Source organism: Kitasatospora sp. NPDC101108 (genome assembly GCF_055584725.1).
In genome coordinates, this window is sequence record NZ_JBVJLM010000001.1 from 295,254 (window position 1) to 311,905 (window position 16,652).

Annotated in this window: 14 protein-coding genes and 1 pseudogene; 10 read left to right on the top strand and 5 right to left on the bottom strand. The window is 72.6% G+C overall.

From position 1 onward, the window contains the following. Nucleotides 1-6: 6 nt before the first annotated feature. The 6 genes and pseudogenes from ACZ6Z8_RS01360 (at nucleotide 7) to ACZ6Z8_RS01385 (ending at nucleotide 4,633) form a co-directional block, all read left to right on the top strand. Nucleotides 7-1,332: an enolase C-terminal domain-like protein gene (locus tag ACZ6Z8_RS01360; RefSeq protein ID WP_465605077.1), complete on the top strand. Its 1,326-nt coding sequence runs from the start codon at nucleotides 7-9 to the stop codon at nucleotides 1,330-1,332. A gap of 47 nt (nucleotides 1,333-1,379) precedes the next feature. After that, nucleotides 1,380-1,817: an RbsD/FucU domain-containing protein gene (locus ACZ6Z8_RS01365; protein ID WP_465605080.1), complete on the top strand. Its 438-nt coding sequence runs from the start codon at nucleotides 1,380-1,382 to the stop codon at nucleotides 1,815-1,817. Further along, entirely contained in the window at nucleotides 1,814-2,857 is a 1,044-nt protein-coding gene (locus ACZ6Z8_RS01370; protein ID WP_465605083.1) for a zinc-dependent alcohol dehydrogenase, read from the top strand. Before ACZ6Z8_RS01365 ends, ACZ6Z8_RS01370 begins: the two co-directional genes overlap by 4 nt. After that, complete coding sequence (locus tag ACZ6Z8_RS01375) at nucleotides 2,854-3,615, top strand: SDR family oxidoreductase (RefSeq protein WP_465605085.1); 762 nt, start codon at nucleotides 2,854-2,856, stop codon at nucleotides 3,613-3,615. Before ACZ6Z8_RS01370 ends, ACZ6Z8_RS01375 begins: the two co-directional genes overlap by 4 nt. 86 nt (nucleotides 3,616-3,701) lie before the next feature. Continuing rightward, a pseudogene (locus ACZ6Z8_RS01380) lies at nucleotides 3,702-3,935 on the top strand (aldo/keto reductase); the annotation flags it as partial. After that, on the top strand, nucleotides 3,926-4,633 hold the full coding sequence (locus ACZ6Z8_RS01385; RefSeq protein WP_465605088.1) for a FadR/GntR family transcriptional regulator: 708 nt from the start codon (nucleotides 3,926-3,928) through the stop codon (nucleotides 4,631-4,633). The pseudogene ACZ6Z8_RS01380 and the gene ACZ6Z8_RS01385, both read left to right, overlap by 10 nt. A 46-nt stretch (nucleotides 4,634-4,679) precedes the next feature. On the opposite strand, the gene ACZ6Z8_RS01390 is transcribed toward ACZ6Z8_RS01385, so the two are convergent. After that, nucleotides 4,680-5,462 carry a helix-turn-helix transcriptional regulator gene (locus ACZ6Z8_RS01390; RefSeq protein ID WP_465606296.1) on the bottom strand — a complete coding sequence of 261 codons (783 nt, stop codon included), beginning with the start codon at nucleotides 5,460-5,462 and terminating at the stop codon, nucleotides 4,680-4,682. Nucleotides 5,463-5,606: 144 nt separating this feature from the next. On the opposite strand from ACZ6Z8_RS01390, the gene ACZ6Z8_RS01395 reads away from it, so the two are divergent. The 3 genes from ACZ6Z8_RS01395 to ACZ6Z8_RS01405 are packed head-to-tail and all read left to right on the top strand — an operon-like array spanning nucleotide 5,607 to nucleotide 7,424. Further along, the gene (locus tag ACZ6Z8_RS01395) at nucleotides 5,607-6,422 is read left to right on the top strand and encodes a phytanoyl-CoA dioxygenase family protein (protein ID WP_465605091.1); all 816 of its coding nucleotides are present in this window, start codon (nucleotides 5,607-5,609) and stop codon (nucleotides 6,420-6,422) included. Then, nucleotides 6,419-6,727, top strand: a complete 309-nt coding sequence (locus tag ACZ6Z8_RS01400; protein WP_465605093.1) for a hypothetical protein — start codon at nucleotides 6,419-6,421, stop codon at nucleotides 6,725-6,727. Before ACZ6Z8_RS01395 ends, ACZ6Z8_RS01400 begins: the two co-directional genes overlap by 4 nt. A gap of 43 nt (nucleotides 6,728-6,770) precedes the next feature. After that, on the top strand, nucleotides 6,771-7,424 hold the full coding sequence (locus tag ACZ6Z8_RS01405) for a GOLPH3/VPS74 family protein (protein ID WP_465605096.1): 654 nt from the start codon (nucleotides 6,771-6,773) through the stop codon (nucleotides 7,422-7,424). Between the two features lie 16 nt (nucleotides 7,425-7,440). Here ACZ6Z8_RS01405 and ACZ6Z8_RS01410 read toward each other — a convergent pair whose 3' ends face one another. From ACZ6Z8_RS01410 to ACZ6Z8_RS01420, 3 genes are all read right to left on the bottom strand, one after another. Further along, on the bottom strand, nucleotides 7,441-9,423 hold the full coding sequence (locus ACZ6Z8_RS01410) for a glycoside hydrolase family 31 protein (protein WP_465605099.1): 1,983 nt from the start codon (nucleotides 9,421-9,423) through the stop codon (nucleotides 7,441-7,443). A 503-nt stretch (nucleotides 9,424-9,926) separates the two neighbouring features. Further along, complete coding sequence (gene yicI / locus ACZ6Z8_RS01415; RefSeq protein WP_465605102.1) at nucleotides 9,927-12,209, bottom strand: alpha-xylosidase; 2,283 nt, start codon at nucleotides 12,207-12,209, stop codon at nucleotides 9,927-9,929. Then, nucleotides 12,206-13,630, bottom strand: a complete 1,425-nt coding sequence (locus tag ACZ6Z8_RS01420; protein WP_465605104.1) for a GH1 family beta-glucosidase — start codon at nucleotides 13,628-13,630, stop codon at nucleotides 12,206-12,208. The genes yicI and ACZ6Z8_RS01420 overlap by 4 nt, the downstream gene beginning before the upstream one ends. A gap of 567 nt (nucleotides 13,631-14,197) precedes the next feature. Between ACZ6Z8_RS01420 and ACZ6Z8_RS01425 the strand changes: the two genes are divergently transcribed. Then, nucleotides 14,198-15,226 carry a LacI family DNA-binding transcriptional regulator gene (locus ACZ6Z8_RS01425; RefSeq protein WP_465605107.1) on the top strand — a complete coding sequence of 343 codons (1,029 nt, stop codon included), beginning with the start codon at nucleotides 14,198-14,200 and terminating at the stop codon, nucleotides 15,224-15,226. A gap of 239 nt (nucleotides 15,227-15,465) precedes the next feature. Here ACZ6Z8_RS01425 and ACZ6Z8_RS01430 read toward each other — a convergent pair whose 3' ends face one another. Then, entirely contained in the window at nucleotides 15,466-16,554 is a 1,089-nt protein-coding gene (locus ACZ6Z8_RS01430; protein ID WP_465605110.1) for an aldose epimerase family protein, read from the bottom strand. Nucleotides 16,555-16,652 lie beyond the last annotated feature (98 nt).

The following is a 16,652-nucleotide window of genomic DNA, read 5'->3' on the forward strand; positions in this document are numbered from 1 at the left end:
GCCGTCATGCCATCCCCCGTGCCCGCGTCCGCCCGCATCACCGCCCTGGACGTCCTGGACGTGCGGTTCCCCACCTCCGAACACCTCGACGGCTCGGACGCCATGAATCCGGAGCCCGACTACTCCGCCGCGTACGCGGTGCTGCGCACCGACGCCGGCGACGGACTGGAGGGCCACGCCCTCGCCTTCACCACCGGACGCGGCAACGACGTACAGGCCGCCGCCATCGCGGCCCTCGCCCCGCACGTAGTCGGCCTGTCCGTCGAGGACGTCTGCGCCGACCTCGGCTCCTTCTCCCGCGCGCTCGTGCACGATCCGCAACTGCGCTGGCTGGGCCCGGAGAAGGGCGCCATCCACATGGCCACCGGAGCCGTCGTCAACGCCGCCTGGGACCTCGCCGCCAAGCGCGCGGGCAAGCCCGTCTGGCGGTTCCTCGGCGAGATGGCCCCCGAGGAGCTGGTCGCCCAGGTCGACTTCCGCTGGCTCAGCGACGCGCTCACCCCCGAAGAGGCCCTGGAGATCCTGCGCCGTGCCGAACCGGGCCGCCAGGAGCGCACCGCCCGTCTCCTGGCGGAGGGCTACCCCGCCTACACCACCACGCCCGGCTGGCTGGGCTACTCCGACGAGAAGCTGGCCCGCCTGGCCCGCGCGGCCGTCGCCGACGGCTTCACCCAGATCAAGCTGAAGGTCGGCGCGTCCCTGGAGGACGACGTACGGCGCATGCGCGTCGCCCGCGATGCGGTCGGTCCGGACATCCGCATCGCCGTCGACGCCAACCAGCGGTGGGACGTGGCACCCGCGATCGACTGGATGCGTGCCCTCGCCCCCTACGACCCGTACTGGATCGAGGAGCCCACCTTCCCCGACGACATCCTCGGCCACGCCGCCGTCCGCGAGGCCGTCGGCCCCATCAAGGTCGCCACCGGTGAGCACGTCGCCAACCGGGTCGTCTTCAAGCAGCTGCTGCAGGCCGGCGCGGTGGACATCGTGCAGATCGACTCCGCCCGGGTCGGCGGCGTCAACGAGAACCTCGCCATCCTCCTGCTGGCCGCGAAGTTCGGGGTGCCGGTCTGCCCGCACGCCGGGGGTGTGGGGCTGTGCGAGATGGTCCAGCACCTGTCGATGTTCGACTACGTCGCCGTCTCCGGCACCACCGAGGACCGGGTCATCGAGTACGTCGACCACCTGCACGAGCACTTCGTCGACCCCGTCCGCATCTCCGACGGCCGCTATCTCGCGCCGGCCCTGCCCGGGCTGAGCGCACAGATGCGTCCGGGCTCGCTCAAGGAGTACGCCTACCCCGACGGCCCGGTCTGGACGGCCCGTGTCTGACGCCCAGGTCCTCGTCGACGCGCGCCACTAAGGAAGGAGAGCACCTCGTGCTACTGACCGAACTACTGCACCCGGGCATCCTCGCAGCCCTGGCGGGTGCCGGGCACGGAGCCCGGGTCCTGCTCGCCGACGGCCACTATCCGGCGAGTACGGCCACCGGCCCGCGAGCCGCGACCGTCCATCTCAACCTGGCGCCGGGCCTGCTGGATGTCACCACCGTGCTCGACGTGCTGCTGCGGGCCCTGCCCGTCGAGGCGGCGCACGTGATGGTGCCGCCCGAGGGCGAACCGGAGCCGCCGGCCGTCGCCGAGTACCGCTCGATGCTGGCGCCCGTCCCCGTCGGGACGCTCGGCCGCTTCGAGTTCTACGACGCCGCTCGCTCACCCGACCTGGCCCTCGCCGTCGTCACCGCCGACACCCGCACCTACGCCAACCTGCTGCTGACCATCGGCGTCCGCGCTGAAGAGACTTGGGAGCGACGATGACACTTGCTGTGCGATACACGGCTGCCCGGACGCTGGACACGGCTCCGGCCGAGCTCGTCGAGCCCGGTCCTGGGGAGGTCGTGCTGGCTCCCGCGTTCGTCGGGATCTGCGGCACGGACCTGCACATCTTTCACGGGGACATGGATGCCCGGGTCGCCGCCCCGGCCGTGCTGGGTCATGAGATGTCCGGCCGGGTGGTGGCGGTCGGTGCCGGGGTGGAGGGCTGGCGGCCCGGGGACACGGTGACGGTGATGCCGTTGCGCTGGGACGGCACCTGTCCGGCCTGTGTGAAGGGCAACCGGCATGTGTGCCAGAACCTGGACTTCATCGGGATCGACTCGCCGGGGGCCATGCAGCAGCGCTGGACGGTGCCTGCTGCCACGCTGGTGCGGTTGCCGGGCTCGCTCGCGCTGGAGCGGGCGGCGCTGGTGGAGCCCACGGCGGTGGCGGTGCACGATGTGGGGCGGGCCCAGGTGAGGGCGGGTGAGCGGGTCGTCGTGGTGGGCGGCGGTCCGGTCGGGATCCTGATCGCGCTGGTGGCGCGGGCGGCCGGGGCCGAGGTGCGGGTGGTGGAGCTGAGCGCCCACCGGCGGAAGCTGGCCGAGGAGTTGGGCCTGCCCAGCTGGGACCCGGCGGCCGGGGGCGTCGTCGAGGCGGTGCGGGAGTGGACCCAGGGCGCGGGCGCGGACGTCGCCTTCGAGGTGTCCGGTGCGGCCGGCGGGGTGGAGACCGCGGTGGAGGTGCTGGGGGTGCGGGGCCGGCTGTGCCTGGTGGCGATCCACCCCCGGCCCCGCGAGGTCAACCTGCACCGCTTCTTCTGGCGTGAACTCACCCTGGTGGGCGCACGGTTGTACGACCGCGGCGACTTCGAGCGGGCGGTGGAGCTGGTCGCCGACGGCACGGTCCCGGCCGAGCGGCTGATCAGCAGGGTCGTGCCGCTGACCGAGGCACCCGCGGCCTTCGAGGCCCTGGAGGGCGGCGGCGACGTGATGAAGATCCTGGTGGACTGCACCGCCGACACCGAGGGAGCCGTCGCGTGAACGCCTTCGACCTGACCGGCCGGCTCGCGGTGGTCACGGGAGCGCGCCGGGGCATCGGCCGGGCGATGGCCCGCGCCCTGGCCGAGGCCGGCGCGGACGTCATCGGTGTCAGCGCCAACCTGGAGGAGAGCGGCAGCGACGTCGGCAAGGACGTCGCGGCCGCGGGCCGCGCCTTCGAGGCGATCCGCGCCGACTTCGCCGACCCGGACGCGGTGCGGGCCCTGGGTGCGGACCTCGCCGGGCGCGAGCGGCCGGTGGACATCCTGGTCAACAACGCCGGCACCATCCGCCGCGCACCCGCGGCCGAACACGCCGACGCCGACTGGGACCTGGTGCTCCAGGTCAACCTCAACGCACAGTTCGCCCTCACCCGCGCGGTGGGCGCCGCGATGCTCGCCCGCGGCCAGGGGAAGGTCATCTTCACGGCGTCGCTGCTCAGCTTCCAGGGCGGTGTCACGGTGCCCGGCTACACCGCCGCCAAGCACGGCATCGCCGGCCTCACCAAAGCGCTCGCCAACGAGTGGGCCGGGCGTGGCGTGAACGTCAACGCGATCGCCCCCGGCTACATCGCCACCGACAACACCCAGGCCCTCCAGGACGACCCGCAGCGCAGCAGGGCGATCCTGGAGCGGATCCCGGCCGGGCGCTGGGGCCGGGCCGAGGACCTGGCCGGGGCCACCGTGTTCCTCGCCTCGGACGCCGCGGCCTACGTCCACGGCACCGTCCTGCCCGTCGACGGCGGATGGCTGGGCCGTTGACCACCGGCCCGACCACCGGCCCGACCGCCGGCGCCGTCCACCTCACCCGCCCCGCCGTCCTCGCCGTCGGCGGCACCTGGCCGGCCTGCGCGGCGCACGGGACGACCTTGCCCGCGGCAGCGGTCGCGGTCCCGTACAGCCGTCCCAGTATCATCAACGTCACCCTCGGCATGCGGACTGCGGAACAGGTCGAACGGAACGTGGAACTCCATCCTCAGCACCTCCCCGAGGCCCTCTGGGACGATCTCCGCGCCCAGGGACTCATCAGGTCGGACGTGCCTGTCGCGGACGGGCCCGGAAGGAGTGCGCGGTGTCTCTGACGGACAAGGCCATCGCGCGGATCCGGGAACTGATCCGCAGCGGAGCGCTGCCACCGGGTTCGAAGCTCCCGCCGGAGCCGGAGCTGGCCGCCCAGCTCGGCCTCTCCCGCAACCTGGCCCGGGAGGCGGTGAAGGCCTTGGCCGTCGCCCGCGTCCTGGAGGTCCGGCGGGGCGACGGAACCTACGTGACCAGCCTCCAGCCGAGCCTGCTCCTGGAGGGGCTCGGCGGCGCGGTGGAGCTGCTGCAGGGCGACTCCGCCGCTGTGCAGGACCTCATCGAGGTGCGGCGGCTCCTGGAACCGGTCGCCACCGCGCTGGCCGCCACCCGGATCTCCGACGAGCAGCTGGCAGAGGTGGAACGGCATCTGGAGGCCATGCGCGACGCCCATGACGACGTGGAGCTCCTCAACGCGCATGATGCCGCGTTCCACCGCGCCGTCATCTCGGCCACGGGCAACGAGACCCTGGTCACGGTCCTGGAGGGCATCTCCGGGCGTACGCTGCGCGCCCGCACCTGGCGAGGTCTGGTCGACACCCAGGCCGCGGGCCGGACCATCGCCGAGCACGAGGCGATCTTCCGGGCACTGTCGATCCGCGACGCCTCCCTCAGTCAGGCCGCTGCGTTGATGCACGTCAGCAACACCTCGCTCTGGCTGAGCGAACACCTGCGTTCGGGAGAAGCCCTCCCCTGGACATGAGGGCCGAGGAGGGCAGCATCGGCCCCGACGCGCGGTCCGCCGCGCCCTACGGGAGGGGACGGGCGGCACGGATGCCGCGTGGAGACGCCCCGAGTTCACGACGGCAGGTCTTGTTGAAGGCCTGCAGGTCGGGAATGCCGACCGAGGCGGCGACGGCGGGGATGGAGAGTGTGGTGGCGCGCAGGAAGTGCCGTGCCCGCTCCATCCGCCGGGCCCGGATGTAGCCGACCACCGTCTCCCCCGTGGCGCCCCGGAACAACCGCGTCAGGTGGTTGTGGGAGATGCCGACCGCCTCCGCGATCTCCGGCACCGTCAGGGGCCCGCCCAGCCGCGCCTCGATCAGGGCCACTGCGGCTGCCACCGCAGGATGGACGGCCTGCGCGCTCCGCTCCCGTGGCGGGGTGAGCGTGGCGACCCGCCACAGCGCACCCCACACCTCGGCGACCGCCCGCGACGGCGTGTGCGGCCAGGCGGCCAAGGCCTGTTGCAGCTGCGCGGTGAGCAGTTCCAGTTCCGGACCGGCCTGCTGGATCACCGGGATGCTCGTGGCCGCTCCCCCGCGTCCCAGCCGGAGGTGGACGTAGAGGTGCTCGGAGCGGCCCCGGTAGCGGTAGCGGACCTCGGTGCCGGGCGGTACGAGGCTGACCCGGCCGGGACGGATCGAGTGCTCGGTGCCGTCGACCGTCAAGTCGGCCTCGTAGCTGTACAGATGGAGCTGCCACAGGTCCGGCAGCGAGAACACGTCCACGTGGCCGGCCGGCCCGTGCACGGCGATGCCCACGGCGGCGAGTTCCGGCGGCTCGTCGAGATGGGCGGTGGCCGTATGCATGGTCACGTGTTCTACCACGGCGTCCGCGGCCCGTTCCAGGGCCGTGAACCTCGATCCACCACGGGGCGGCATGGTGAGAATCAACCACGACAGGGTGAACCCGGCCCACGCGCCGGGGCCGCGGGCAGGCCTAGCGTGGCCGCCATGGAGAACGAACAGGAACTGCTCAGCTCAGTACAGATGGCGCGCTTCGTCGCGCACGGATCGCTACGGCTGGACGCGGTGGTCCCACCGGAGCTGAACGCCGAGGGCCTGAAGGTACTGGCCGACGACGTACCGCCGGTGCCGTACGGAACGCCACTGTCCGCGGCCTACCCCGAGGGCTCGTTCGTCCGCAGGCTGCTCGAACTGCCGCGGGTCGCAGGGGCGCTCCGCAGCCTGGTCGGCCCCGAGCCGTGGGTGGACCACCACTTCGTGCACACCCGCGAACCGCGCGGCGGCGACGCCCAGGCGTTGCACGGGGATGCCATCATCGACGTCCGGCAGGACGCGTTCGACGTGCAACTGATGTACTACCCGCAGGCGGTGACGCTGGAGATGGGCGGCACCCTGAGCGTGCCGGGAAGCCATCTGCGCCGGACCAACGAGTCGGACACCGGCCGGTACCAGAACCTGCGCGGCCAGGACCGGCTGGTCTGCCCGGCCGGGACGGTGGTGTTCCTGCACCACGGCCTCTGGCACGGGGGCCGGCGCAACGACAGCGACACGCTGCGCTACATGTTCAAGATCCGCTTCAATCCGACCGTGCGACAACAGCGGCTGTGGGACACCTCGGACCTCCACGATCCGCAGGTGAACGCAGAGTTGGACGTGATGTTCCCGTGGTACGAGGGGGCGACCGGACGCCTGGAGCGGTACAACCGCATCCTGCTGTGGCGGGCGCTGACCGGCGACGACAGCTACGACCTCGACCACTGGGTGACCAGGGTCTCCAACCGCCCCGAGGAGAAGGCGTCATGACGAACGGCACGACGGCCACGACCGACTCGGCCCGGCAGCAGGTACTGGTGCTCTACCTGTCCAGTTCCGCACTGGACTCCTCCGTCGTCGGCTGGGCGAGGTACGACGGCACCGGCCGCACCTCTCCCACGACCGGCGACAGCGACGAGCCGCCGTACGAGACGGGAGTGGCGGCGCTCCGGGACGGCTGGCGGCTGTTCCAGGCCGCTCAGCTGATCCCGCCGTACCCCGGTCACGAGTACGACGTGTCCTTCCTCAAGCACGAGTTCTTCTTCGAACGGATCGTCGACGCTTCGGCGCCGTGACGCGCCCCGGTTGGACGGGCCGGTGCGCCGTATCGTCGGTGTCATGAGCCGAGGACTGCATCTGGACACTTATCTGCTGGCGTTCGACACCCGGGCGCAGTCGCTGCAGGACCGCACCCGGGCCGGCTTCCTGGTGCGGGCCGCCGCGCTGGCCGAGCTCGCCCACCGGGGCTCCGTCGACGAGGACGGGGCGGGCCGGGTGCGGGTCGTCTCCGCCGCCGCCACCGGGGATCCGGTCCTGGACGCGCTGCTCGCGGAGGTGGCCGAGCGGCCCCGCTCCTGGAAGGCGTGGATCAGGCGCGGCCGGGAGGACACCCTGGAGGCCGTCGAGGAGCGGCTCGCGGCGCTCGGTGTGGTGACCGTGGCCGACCGCGACCCCTACGGCCCGGTCGCACCGCACCGGACGGTGGCGGTGGACGACCCGCGCGAGGCCCTGGACCTCCAGGTGCGGGTGGCCGAGGCCGTCCGCGGCGGCGTCCCGGTCGCCGCGGTGCCGTTCACCGACGCCGTCCTCGCGGCGCTGGCCGCCCACGGACACCTGCGGCTGGTGCTCTCCGCGCACGAGCGCCGGGCCCACGGCGAGCGGATCGCCGCGCTCACCGCCCGGCTCGCCGACGGGACCCCGGGGCTGGCGAGGGCGGTGGGCGGGCTGAACCTGACCATGATCGCCGCCCAGGGCGGCATGGGCGGGAGCTGACCGGCCCCGGCCGCCCTCAGGCGAGCGGGCCCGCGACGTCGGCGCCTTCCCGTACGAAGACCGGGATGCGCTCCAGCGGGGCTTCGGCGTCGAGCGTCGTGCCGCCCTCCAGCACGCCGCCGGTGGCCGGGTCGAGCCAGCGGGTGCCGGAGGGCAGGTACACCCGGCGGGCCCGGACGCCCGCCTCGTACACGGGTGCCACCAACAGATCGGGGCCGAGCAGGAACTGGTCGTCCACCTCCCAGGCGCGCTCGTCCTCGGGGAAGTCGAAGAACAGCGGTCGCATGGGCGGGGCGCCGGTGCGGTGGGCCTCCTCGGACAGGCCGTGCAGGTACGGGCGCAGGCGCTCGCGCAGCGCCAGGTGGTCGCGGAGGATGCCGTAGGCCTCCTCGCCGTACGACCAGACCTCGTTGGGCCCGCCGGTCATGTCGGTGGAGAAGGCCGGGAAGTTGGGCTCGCGGTCGCCGTGCAGCCGCATGACGGGGCAGAAGGTGCCGTACTGGAACCACCGGATCAGCAGCTCCCGGTACCCGGGGTCGTCCGGGTCGCCGCCGAAGAAGCCGCCGATGTCGGTGTTCCACCAGGGGATGCCGCTCATCGCGACGTTCAGTCCCGCCCTGATCTGGCGCCCGAGGGAGTCGAAGGTGGTGGGGATGTCGCCGGACCACAGCAGGGCCCCGTGCCGCTGGCTGCCCGCCCAGGCGGAGCGGACCAGCGACAGCGGCCGGTCCTCGCCCGCCGCGCGCAGACCCTCGGCCACGCCGCGGACGTGCTCCAGCGGGTAGAGATTCGCGGCCTCGGCGGCCGGCCCGGCCGCGTAGACGGCGCGCTCGGCGATGTCCGGGGGGAGGTCGGGCTCGCAGGCGTCCAGCCAGAAGCAGGCCACGCCCAGCGAACGGTAGTTGTCGTTCAGCCGCTGCCACAGCGCGGCGCGGGCGCCGGGGTGGGTGGCGTCGTAGTAGGCCATCGGGCGGATCAGCGCCTCACTGCTGTACCGGGACGGCCAGGGGAAGGTGAGCAGGCCGCCGCCCGCGTCCCGTACCAGGTGCCCGGCCGAGCGCAGCCCGTCGTACGCGTCACTGTCGGGCTCGACGGTGGGCCACACCGAGACGGCGAGCTTCACCCCGAGGTCCGACAACTCCTTGACCATGGCGGCGGGATCGGGCCACTCGCTCTCCTCGAAACGCCAGTCGCCCATCCTCGGCCAGTGGAAGAAGTCGCAGACGATGACGGACAGCGGCAGGCCGCGCTCCTTGTACTCCCGTGCCACCGCCAGGAGTTCGTCCTGGGTGCGGTAGCGCAGCCTCGACTGCCAGAAGCCGAAGGCCCATTCGGGGAGCAGGGGCGGGCGACCGGTGGCCCGGGTGTAGGAGTCCAGGATCCGGGCCGGGGTGTCGCCGGCGGTGATCCAGTAGTCGATGCGCCCGCCCGCGTCGGCGGTCCACCGGGTGGCATCGGCGCCCAGTTCCACCCGGCCGGTGGCGGGGTTGTTCCACAGCAGTCCGTAGCCGCGCGAGGAGTGCAGGAAGGGGACGGCGGCGACGGTGTTGGACTGGACGAGGTCGATCACGCAGCCCTTCTGGTCCAGGCGCCCGTGCAGGTGCTGCCCCAGGCCGTGCAGCCGTTCGCCGTCGTACGCCGCGAAGGACTGTTCCGTCCGGCCGCCCGGCGCGTGTACGCGAGGGCCGGTGTGGTGCGTCTCCGGCCTCCGCTCGGCGAGGAGTTCGCGGCCCGACGCGGCGTCGCGGAACCTCAGCCGGCCGTCCGCCGAGGCCTCGACGGCGATGCGGCCGTTGACCAGGCGGGCGCTTCCGTCGTCCGAGACGGACGGTTCGGCGTGCGGGCAGGGCGAGGGGGCCTCCAGGGCGCCGGGGGCGGCGGGGTCGATCGTCCCGGACGCGGCACGCACCCGCAGGGCGTCCGGTCCCCAGGGCTCGATGCGAAGGACTTCTGCGCCGGTGTGCCGTTCCAGGCCGCCCGCGCGGATGCTGTAGGACAAGGTGGTTCCTCCGTTCACGTGGCCAACGGGTGCGGGCGGATGCCCGGGTGCTCGTGGAGCGGCGGCTGTCCCGGCGACCGGAGCCCGGCGACCGCCTCGGAGAGCATCCGGCGGCAGAACCCGAGGTGGTCCTCGCCGAAGCCGCGCGGGGCGCACTCCGCGACCAGCAGCAGGCCCAGGTAGAGCCGGTAGAGGGCCTCCCGGTGACGGCGGGTCGACTCTGGTCCGAAGGACGGGTGCGCCGGGTCGCGGGGCGATCTTGACGACGGCGGGCCGCCCGTCGTCCAGCCGGACGCGGTAGGCGCTGTTGAACCAGCCGTCGGTGAGTTCCTGTTCGAGCCGGCACCCCGTCCCGGCGGAGGCCCGCAGCAGGGCGTCGAGCGCGTCGGGCGTCAGGTGGCGTTTGGTGCGGCTCCGCACGGGCACCTCCGGGCGCCGGGTTCGGAGAGCGGGGCCCCGCACCCCCTGGGGTGGCGTGCGGGACCCCGCGTACGGGGCCGGCCTCAGGCCGGGTAGGGCAGCTCGGCCTCGCGGGTGCCGGCCGGGCTGACGTGCAGGGCGCCGTCCGGGCCGCCGATGCGCAGCTGCCAGGGGTGCGGGCTGTCGGTGGTCACCCGGAGGCGGTCGCCGGTGCGGCGCAGGTGGAACCGGGCGGTCTCGCCGGGGCCGTCGGGGCGCGGGATCACGACGGTGCGCTCGGCGCCGTCGGCGAAGGCGTGGATGCGCAGTTCGACGCCCTCCGCCCAGGCGGAGACCGGGCGCTGGTCGTCCGCACCGAAGGGGATGACGGAGTCGGGGCGGGCGAGCAGCGGCAGGGTGTGGAAGCCGTGCTGTTCACGCACCCAGCGCGGGCCGGTGACCTGGTCGCCGGTCAGGACGTTGGTCCAGGTGCCCTCGGGCACGTAGTACTCGACCGTGCCGTCCTCCGTGAACACCGGGGCGACGAGCAGGTCGTCGCCGAGCATGTACTGCCGGTCGAGCGTGCCGGTGGCCGGGTCGTCCGGGAACTCCAGCACCATGGCCCGCATGACCGGGAGGCCGGTGGTGTGGGCCTGCTGGGCCGCGCGCTGGAGGTAGGGCGCGAGGCGGTGCTTGAGCAGGGTGAACTCACGGGTGACCTCGACGGCCTCCTCCCCGAACTCCCACGGCACCCGGTAGGACTTGCTGCCGTGCAGCCGGCTGTGCGAGGAGAGCAGGCCGAACTGGGTCCAGCGCTTGAAGACGGCGGGGGTCGGGGTGCCCTCGAAGCCGCCGATGTCGTGGCTCCAGAAGCCGAAGCCGGACAGACCGAGCGACAGCCCCCCGCGCAGCGACTCCGCCATCGCGTTGAAGTGCGACTCGCAGTCGCCGCCCCAGTGCACCGGGAACTGCTGCCCGCCCACGGTCGCGGAACGGGCGAACAGCAGCGCCTCCCCCTCCCCGCGTACCTCTCGGAGCAGCTCGAACACCGCCCGGTTGTACAGCTGGGTGTAGTAGTTGTGCATCCGCTCCGGGTCGGAACCGTCGTGCCAGACCACGTCGGTGGGGATGCGCTCGCCGAAGTCCGTCTTGAAGCAGTCCACCCCGATGTCCAGCAGGGCGCGCAGCTTGCCGAGGTACCAGGCCGTGGCGGCCGGATTCGTGAAGTCGACCAGGGCCATGCCCGGCTGCCACAGGTCCCACTGCCAGACGGTGCCGTCCGCCCGCCGGACGAGGTAGCCCTCGCGCATGCCCTCCGCGAACAGCTCGGACTTCTGCGCGATGTACGGATTGATCCACAGACACACCCGCAGCCCCTGCTCCTTGAGCCGCACCAGCATGCCCGCCGGATCCGGGAACGTCTCCTCGTCCCAGCGGAAATCACTCCACTGGTACCCCCGCATCCAGAAACAGTCGAAGTGGAAGACACTCAACGGGATCCCACGCTCGGCCATCCCCCCGACGAAGCGGTTGACCGTGGCCTCGTCGTAGTCGGTGGTGAAGGAGGTGGTGAGCCACAGGCCGAGGGCCCAGGCCGGCGGGAGCGCGGGCCGGCCGGTGAGCGCGGTGTAGCGCTCCAGCACCTGCTTGGGAGTCGGGCCGTGGACGACGAAGTACTCCAGCGACTGGTCCTCGACGCTGAACTGCACCTGGCCCACCGACTCGGAGCCGATCTCGTAGCCGACCTTGCCGGGATGGTTGACGAAGACGCCGTAGCCCCGGTTGGTCAGGTGGAACGGGACGTTCTTGTAAGCCTGTTCGCTGCTGGTGCCGCCGTCCGCCTGCCAGATGTCCACCACCTGACCGTTGCGGACGAACGGGGTGAACCGTTCCCCCAGGCCGTAGACCAGTTCGCCGACGCCCAGCGCGAGCTGTCCGAGCATGTGGTGACGGCCGTCGGCGTCGGTGACGAAGCCGGTGCCGCGCTCGCCCGCCGTGGTGAGCACCCGGCCGCCGGCGGAGAACTCCAGCTGCCAGGGCGCGGAGGTGTCCACCCGCAGCGTCAGCTCGCCGGAGCTCAGTTCCACCACCTCGCCGTCCCGGCGCACCTTTCCGCTGCCCGCTTCGGCTCCGGGCAGTGCGAACTCCGGTCCGCCCCGCACCGATCCGGCGTGGTGGGTGGCCCGCACCCCGATCACCCCCTCGGCCGGGGACCAGCACTCCACCGTCAGCAGTGGGCTGTTGAGCGTGTCACCGCGGCCGCGCACATGTCTGACGGGCGCGTACAGGGTCATCCGGTCCTCGCCGGTGCGGACGTCGGCGACCTCGGTGGCGTAGCGTGCGGTGACGCCCGGGCGCATCAGCCAGTAGCCGTCGGTGAACTTCATCGGGCGGTGTCCTCCGTCCGCGCGCGGTGCGCGGTGATCAGGCCCCGGTACCAGTGGTAGCTGTCCTTGGGGGTTCGGCTCAGGGTGTCGTAGTCCACGCGGACCAGGCCGAAGCGCTGCTCGTAGCCGCGGGCCCACTCGAAGTTGTCCAGCAGGGACCAGACGTAGTAGCCGCGCACGTCGACACCGGCGGCGACGGCGTCGGCGACGGCGGCGAGGTGGCCGGCCAGGTAGTCGATCCGTTCCGCGTCGTGGATCCGGCCGTCGGGGGTGAGACTGTCGGCCTCGGCGGAGCCGTTCTCGGTGATCCAGACCGGCGGGAGCTGCGGGTAGCGGGCGTCGAGGTCGCGGAGCAGTTCGGTGAACGCGGACGGGACGACGGGCCAGCCCATGGTGGTGTGCCGGGTGCCGTACGGGTCGGTCTCGGCGACCCCGATGTCCGTGGCGGTGCGCAGCCCGGGCTCCACCGCGCGGTGCGGGGCGGCCCCGACGGTGACCGGCCGGTAGAAGTTGACGCCGACGAAGTCCAGTGGCACTCCGATGAGTTCGAGGTCGCCCGGTCGGCGCCAGGGGCCGTCGGCCAGGCCCTCCCAGGTCTGCGCCTCGTGCTCGGGGTAGCGCCCCGCGAACAGCGGCTCGGTCCAGACCTCGTTGTGCAGCACCTCGGCCCGGCGCAGGGCGGCGAGGTCCTCGGGCCGGTCGGAGGCGGCGTGCAGGCGGTCGAGGTTGAGCGTGATGCCCACCTCGCGGGCGCCGGCGGCACGCAGCTCCCGCACGGCCAGCCCGTGGCCGACCAGCAGGTGGTGGGCGGCCGCCAGGGCCCCGTGGCCCTCCCGGGCGCCGGGCGCGTGCCGGCCCTCGGCGTAGCCGACGAAGGCGGAGCAGAACGGCTCGTTGAGGGTGATCCAGCGCTCGACCCGGTCGCCGTAGCGGTCGGCGGCGACGTTGGCGTACTCGGCGAAGGCCTCGGCGGTGGACCGCACCCGCCAGCCGCCGCCCGCGCCGGAGCCGCTGTTCGACGGAGTCTCCAGGGCCTGCGGCAGGTCCCAGTGGTAGAGGGTGGCGGCGGGCGCGATCCCGGCGGCCAGCAGTTCGTCGATCAGCCGGTCGTAGAAGTCCAGGCCCTTCGGGTTGAGCGGGCCGGTGCCCTGCGGCAGCAGGCGCGACCACGAGATCGAGAAGCGGTAGTCGTCGACGCCGAGTTCGCGCAGCAGGGCGACGTCCTCGGGGTAGCGGTGGTAGTGGTCGCAGGCGGTGTCGCCGGTGGCGCCGCCGAGGGTGCGGCCCGGGGTGTGGCTGAAGGTGTCCCAGATGGACGGGCCCCGGCCGTCCTCGTCGTGGGCGCCCTCGATCTGGTAGGCGGCGGTGGCCGCGCCGAACCGGAAACCGGGCGGCAGTTCCGGGAAGGCCTGGGTAGTCACGTCACCTCATGAGGTTTCTGGGAGTTCGGGTCCGGGCCGGGCTCGGTCGTCACGAGTCGAAGCGCCTCGACGCTGACACGCCCTGTACGGGCCTGTCAACTGTCCTGGGAAGCAATGGAATCTGCTGCGTCCAGCCCCTTGCCCAACTGGTGACGCGTCGTTAGTCTCGCCGAAACATTCAAGCGCTTCGACGCTTCGGTGAGGAGGGGCCGCACCACTATGCGATCCGGTCGAACCGCAGGATCAGCGATCCCCGCGGCATCACCCCAGGGACTGCGCGGCCGACGTCAACGCGCTCTGCCGTCACCGCCGTCACCGTCACCGCGCTCTTCTGCGCGGACGGCCACCGGATGGCGATCGTGGCCCTCACCCTGGTACCACTGGTGATCGTGCACCCGTTCGTACAGAAGCACCTGCGCACCGGCGTCCGCACCGGCGCGATCAAGGGCTGAGCAGTCCGCACCCGGCCCCACGGGCCCCACGCACCGGAGCAGTCCCTCCTCGGGCCTCCTCCACCGCACGAACGGGAACACACCTCACCCGAACCGACACGAAGGAAGCACAACCATGGTGACACTCGCCGATGTGGCCAGGCACGCCGGCGTCTCGTCCAGCACGGTCAGCTACGCCCTCAGCGGCAAGCGCCCCATCTCCGACGAGACCAGGCTCCGCATCGAGCAGGCCGTCACCGACCTCGGCTACCACCCCAACGCGGGTGCCCGCGCCCTCGCCGGCAAGCGCTCCCACATCATCGCCCTGGTCGTGCCGCTCAACCCCGAGGTGCACGTGCCCACCATGATGGAGATCGCCATCGCCGCCACGGTCACCGCCCGCGAACACGGCTACGACGTCCTCCTGCTCACCAACGACGAAGGCCCCGAAGGCCTCCGCCGCGTCACCGCCACCGGACTCGCCGACGGCGTCATCCTCATGGACGTCCGCCTCGACGACGACCGCATCCCCGTCCTTCACACCCAGAACATCCCCGCCGCACTCATCGGACTGCCCGACGACCCCACCGGACTCTCCTGCGTCGACCACGACTTCGCCACCGCCGGCGCCCTGTGCGCCGACCACCTCGCCGACCTCGGCCACCGCGACATCGCCTTCATCGGCTACAGCAACACCGTCTACCAACGCCACGCCGGCTATGCCCAACGCACGCTGGACGGCTTCCGCGCCCGCGCCCGGCAACGCCGGCTCCGCACCGTTCACCGCCCCTGCGAGGGCACCTACGAGAGCACCGCCGGCACCCTCGCCCGCATCCTCGCCGACCGCCCCGACACCACCGCCTTCGTCGTCCAGAACGAAACCGCCATCGGCCCCCTCCTCAGCCTCCTGCGCGCCGGCGGGCGGACCGTACCGGAGGACACCTCCGTCATCGCGATCTGCCCCGACCCGCTGGCCGAACAGCACTCCCCCCGCCTCACCTCCGTCACCGGCCCCCGGAAGGACCTCGGACAGATCGCCGTCGAACAGGTCATGGCACGAATCACCGCAACCGCGACCGGCAGCCAACCCGAGGACCAGCTCCACCTCATGGCACCGGAACTGATCATCCGCGAGAGCACCGCCCCGGCCCCGTACCACGCCTGACACCGACTCCGGGAGCGCCGCGAACGGCGGCCGCGTGCTGACCGACGTCGTGGACGGCACCCCCCGGTACGCGCCGACCGGCCACCCACCCTCGGCGCCTGGGGCGTACGGGTCCTCGCCGTGCACTGAACGCCGAGGGGGCGGTGGGCCCACCGGGCCCGCCGCCCCCTCACCTGCCGTCCGCTGCTCGATGACCCGGCTACTCGGTGACCTGGCTAATCGGCTACTCGGCTACTCGGCTACTCGGCCGAGAAGCGGTACACCGTCATCGAGCGGAACTCCTCCCCCGGGCGCAGAACGGTGGAGGGGTACTCGGAGCGGTTCGGCGAGTCCGGGTAGTGCTGGGTCTCCAGCGCGATGCCCGCGTACCTGTGGTAGGGGCGGCCGGACGGACCGCTCAGCGCGCCGTCGAAGTGGTTGCCGGTGTAGACCTGCAGTCCCGGCTCCGTGGTCAGGCACTCGACCCGTCGGCCGCTGGCCGGGTGGCTCAGGACGGCGACCTGCCGGAGGCCGCTCCCGTTCAGTACGAAGTTGTGGTCGAAGCCGGCACCGGCCCGGCGGATCTGCTGGTCCGGATCGGTGACGCGGTCCCCGATCCGCCGGGCCTCGCGCAGGTCGAAGGGCGTGCCCAGGAGGCGTTCCGCGGGCCCGATCGGGATCAGCTCCGCGTCCACCGGGAGGTAGCCGCGGGCGTCGACGCTCAGCAGGTGGTCGAGCACCGTGCCGTTGCCCTCGCCGGCCAGGTTGAAGTACGCGTGGTTGGTGAGGTTGACCACTGTCGGGGCGTCCGTGGTCGCCCGGTAGCCGATCCGCAGCTGCCCGGTCGGGTCGAGCAGGTAGGTCACGTCGACGGTGAGCGCCCCCGGAAACCCCTGGTCGCCGTCGGGGCTGTGCAGGCGCAGGCGCACTCCGGCCCGTCGGCCCTGGCGGACCGGCACGCCCTCCCAGAGCCGGGTGGCGAAGCCGTCCCGCCCGCCGTGCAGGGTGTGGCCGGTCTCCTGGGTGCTGAGCCGGTGCGTCGTGCCGTCGACCGGCAGCACGCCGCCGGCGATCCGGTTGGCGTAGCGGCCGACCGTCGCTCCGAAGTAGGCGCCCTCCCCGAGCAGGTCACCGACCCGCTCGCAGCCGAGGACGACGTTGGACCGCCGCCCTTCCCGGTCCGGCATGTGCAGGGCCTGGAGGCGGGCGCCCAGGCTGAGCACCTCCGCCCGCACGCCCGACGGCGAGCCGATCGTCCAGCGGATGACGGACCGACCGTCCGGCAGGGTGCCGGCCACCCCTTGGGAGACCGTCAGTTCGCCCGGGGACACGAGTGCGTCGTTCGGCACGGGATTGCTCCGTTTCTTCCCGGGACTGCGGGAAAGCGGCGACGCCCGCCCGTGCGGGCGGGCGTCGGACGTCCGGTGGTGCGGGTAGTACGGGTGGT